The organism is Methylocystis sp., assembly GCF_051062815.1.
Lineage (GTDB): Bacteria > Pseudomonadota > Alphaproteobacteria > Rhizobiales > Beijerinckiaceae > Methylocystis.
This window is the reverse complement of sequence record NZ_JBPFDU010000081.1, coordinates 1-4,268: the sequence shown is the minus strand read 5'-3', so window position 1 is coordinate 4,268 and position 4,268 is coordinate 1. Positions and strand designations below refer to the sequence as shown.

Annotated in this window: 1 protein-coding gene and 1 pseudogene; both read right to left on the bottom strand. The window is 59.5% G+C overall.

The features are described from left to right. Positions 1-1,921, bottom strand: a 1,921-nt coding sequence (locus tag ACR65W_RS17485; RefSeq protein ID WP_434502889.1) for a TonB-dependent receptor, incomplete at its 3' end; no start/stop codon positions are given. 617 nt (positions 1,922-2,538) lie between these two features. After that, positions 2,539-4,186, bottom strand: a pseudogene (locus ACR65W_RS17480) (ISL3 family transposase). Between the last annotated feature and the right edge of the window lie 82 nt (positions 4,187-4,268).

Here is a 4,268-nt window from a genome sequence, read left to right as displayed (position 1 = left end):
GCTGATTGAACTGATCGCCCGATTGCGGCAGGAACGAGCGCGAATAGGCTCCGTAGAATGAGACGATGTCCATGGGTTTGAAAATCAGACCGAATCTCGGCGACCATTTGTTGTCGAGGCGGCTCTGGTTCTCGAGCGTGATCCCGTCATTGAACCTCATGTGGAAGCTGTCGAATCTTACGCCAGCGAGAACATCGAAATATTTGGTCACCTCGATCTGGTCCTGGACATAGGCAGAGCCAATGTCGAGGTTCGTGTTCCAGCGCCGCGTCGCCGTATCAAAGTAGTTGGTGAAGAAGACCGGCGCGTAAACGGTGGGTGCCCAGAACGGAGTCGTGAGCCTTCGCGGCCCGTTGAGAGGGTTGTTGAACCGCGAGATGTCTCTTCCGGTAAAGGTCCATTGATTGCCAAACTCCGTCCCCACGACCAGCGTGTGACGGATGTCGGGGGTCATAGCGAATTTATAGGTCAAGTCCGTCTGGTTGAAGATATTGCGCCGCGGCGTCGGCGCGAGGTAACCGTCGAGTCGCGCGACGCCCACCGGCGTGATCGTGATCGGGTTTAGCCCGTTCAGCGCGGGGTTGAGCTGTTGCGACATCTGGCCCAGCGTCTGATCCGGGAATGTGTTCTGATACAATTTGTCGTAATTCGCCCAGGCGAGCTGATTACGGATGTTCAACCCGAATTCAGTCGTATGATCGATCACGAGAGCGGCGCGATCCATGTTTGTCCTGGCGTAGTTCACGTCACGCACGGACGGATTGCCGACGCCGAAGAAGGCGGATCGTGGGGTCGGCAGTGGATAGCCGGGATAAATGTTCTCGCCGAGGAACTGGAAACCGCCGAATGACGGCACGCCGCGATCCGCCGTTCGTCGATCGCGGAAGTGCTCGTAATTGAAGAGCACGAAAGTGTTCTCGAAAGGCTTCCATGACAGCGCCGGATTGACGCCCCAGCGCTCGAGCTTGTCGAAGTCGCGATAACCGTAGGACTGTTCGTAGAGCGCGTTGAGACGCACGGCGATCGTATCGGTGACCGCCCGCCCGAAATCGGCGGTGATACGCTTGCGACCGAAGCTGCCGCCAACGACTCGTAATTCATTTATCGTTTCGCCGTCGGCCTTCTTGGTGACGCGGTTGACGACGCCACCGCCGCCGCCGCGGCCGAAGATCAGCGCGCTGGGGCCCTTGATCACTTCGACCGCCTGGATGTTGTAGAGATCGCGATAGTATTCCGCGTCGTCGCGGATGCCGTCGATGTAGAAATCCGCACTTGTGGTCTGTCCGCGAATGGTGATCTGATCGCGGTTTCGTTCGCCCTGCTGCACCGTGACGCCGGGAACGTAGGCCAGCGCATTTTCCAGGGCGAGAGTGTTGCGGTCGTCGAGCTGCTGTCGCGTCAGAACAGTGACCGACTGCGGTATGTCGAGGATCGGCGTGTTGGTCTTCGTCGCCGTCGACATTCTCCCTGCGAAATAGCCATGAACATCGGTCGGGTTACGACCGACATTGGCGACAGCCGCAGCGAAGGCTGCGCTGCCAGCCCCGGTCGAGGTCGGACCGGCAACCCCGGCCAAAGCAGGCGATCCAGTAACGACCGCTGAAGGCACCGGCGCGAGACGCGCGCTGCGCCGCGCCCCTCCGACGTCGATGGTGGGCAAGCGTTGCGCGCCGCTCGCGCGCCCTTGAGAGGCGACGGATTTCGGCTTCGATTGGGCGACAGGGCGCGGTTTCTCAGGTGGGGCGTCGACCCTTACCGCCGGCAACGGGGCGGACTGGGTTTGTGCGAGAGCAGGAGCGCTGACGAGCGTCAGCGCCGCGGCGAGACCCAGCGCGGCGACCGAAACGCCTGTCATCCGGTTGAACGCCGCGGGGAGAGAAGCGAAGCGCGTCAGTCGAGGAAGCGATTGTTTCCGAGTCATGTCTGCCTTCTCGCCGTTTATGCGCCAGGAGAAGGTCAGATAAGTTTTCTCTTTGAAAGCGGTCAATTAGGAGAGAGGCTAGTCTGGAACGGTTCCGGCGAATATTTTTGATTTGTGACGAAGTGTTGCTGAAGTGCATCACAATTGGAATATTTCCAGCTTTCGAATAGTGGCACACGTCAATGCCGCGCCACAATCGGGGGCTTGAAGCGGGAGTCGGCACGACTTCAGCGGCGCGCTTGAACATCATCGCGCATGAACGCGTAGACAAGGGCGCGCCTCTGCGACGCAGATCCTCCAGCGTGGCGACATGGCTTGCAAAAGCATAGAGTCGAAAGTGGTGGCCGCTTTCACGAGCGGATCTGCCGAAGGATCTCTTTGATCTGTGATCCCGTAACATCTCCCGGAGTATTTCCTCGACCGAGTGCGGCGAAATTCCGAGATCTTCAAATCCTGGCATCTCTGGCGACGACACGTTATCGACCTGCATCAGCTCTACTTGATTGCGAGTGACGGGCGGGCTCGGGAGCATTTCCGCGAACCAAGCCAGCGTGCGCCAAGCAGAGAATGGGAGAGGAACTAATAGGGTCTCCCTCACTCTCTGTGGGTGACGCCGGCTAAAACGGCATCATGCGCGCGCGCAAGAGTTCCGGACTCGCTCGGCCGTACATCGCGCGCTTGAGAGTTTTCAGGCGGTTGATCTGCCCTTCGGTTTGGCCGTTGCTCCAACTCTCTGTGACCGCGTTTCTCGCGGCGTCAATATCCCGACGTAAAGTGCGTACGAACCGCTGCATCGCATAAAGTCCGGATTGATGCGCATCATTCAACCAGACGCCAAGTTTTGCAACATTTTTGCTTCGCAAAATTCCCCGAAACCGCATGGCGAGGCGGCGCATCGTCGCGAATTCCGACCCCTCGATTTTCAATACGTCAATCTTCACCGCCTGATTGTTTGTCAGCAGCCCACGAGGCTTCACGCAGAGCGCCGCCGCGACGATTGGTGATATCGAGCGGCCCGTCGTCGGATCCAATGCATGCACCGGCGCGATTGTTTGCGCGCGCCGCGGCGTATTGCGCGTCGGCCCTCGCCATTTCGCCAGCAACCGCTCAAGGTGAGAAACTTCCGGTGTAGCCGCGAGCCTTGACCTCACGAAATAATTGCCGGCCGCGAACGCAGCCCTCCGCCCAACGGCGCGATAAGAATTCCTCGAAATACCGCGGCGAGCAAGTCTTTGGCGCCGACGCGTTACGATCGGGAAGCGCATCGACCCGGATCCATTTGGCAATCGTGCGACGGTCAAACCCCGTCCGTCGGACAATGTCGGCGACCGATCTTCCTTCGTTATGCAGCGCACGGACCTGACCGAAGATCGCTTGCCTCGACCGACGGTTGGCCATTCTTGCGAGGTGGCGATGCTCTGCGCCCCCATGCTTATCCCGCAGGCTGGGAGAAATCATCACATCGCGTTCGTCGTCGCCGTCCTGCCCAGGCAACAAAGGACGCGCAGATGATCCTGTGGCGCGGCTGAGCTGCGCCTGAATAACATCGCGTAGGTTCTGCAGGATATGGAAGCGATCGGCGACTTGCCGCGCCTGTGGCGCGCCTTCGCGGGCGCCCTGAGCGAACAAACCGCAGCGATCACGACTGATGATCTCGATTTCGGGATGCTGCTTGAGCCAATTTGCGGTTCCGGTCATGGAGCGATCCGGCAATACATCGATCACTTCGCGCCGTTCCAAGTCCACGACGATGGTCCCGTATGTGGAACCCTTTCGCCAAGCCCAATCGTCGATTCCGACCACCCGAACGCCTAGCTCGGCGCCCCGCACTTTTGCTCGACGCTTGAGATGGCGCAAGATCGTATCGTCGCTGGTCGGCATGCCGATGCGATTCATCAACCTTTCGCCTGGACGGCCGCCAACGCTGTGCCCGAAGAGATGAAGCAGTTCGGAAGCGCGCTGCGTCCGGCGCGCGAAAGGGGTAGCGATTTCAGGCAACCGCTCGACAAACGTCTGCCGCTCACACGTCTTATTGCAACAGCGCCAACGCCGCATACGCAACTTCAGCGTCACGCTCGCTCCTTGCGCCGGAAGGTCTTGAAGTTTACGCTCATGCCAGCCGTGCCGATGGGTTGAATGCTGGCCGCAGTCAGGGCAACTGCCGGGACCCTCGGTCATCGCCATGATGCTCCAATGACCGTCCGCCTGCACGGCGTCTAAAACTCGCACGCCAAGTCCGGGAGCCCAGCCAAATTTCTCTTGCATAAGACAAAGCTATCGCCCGACACCCGTCGAGACAAATCCGTTTCAGAAATCGATGTCGACCCACACAGAATGAGGGAGACCC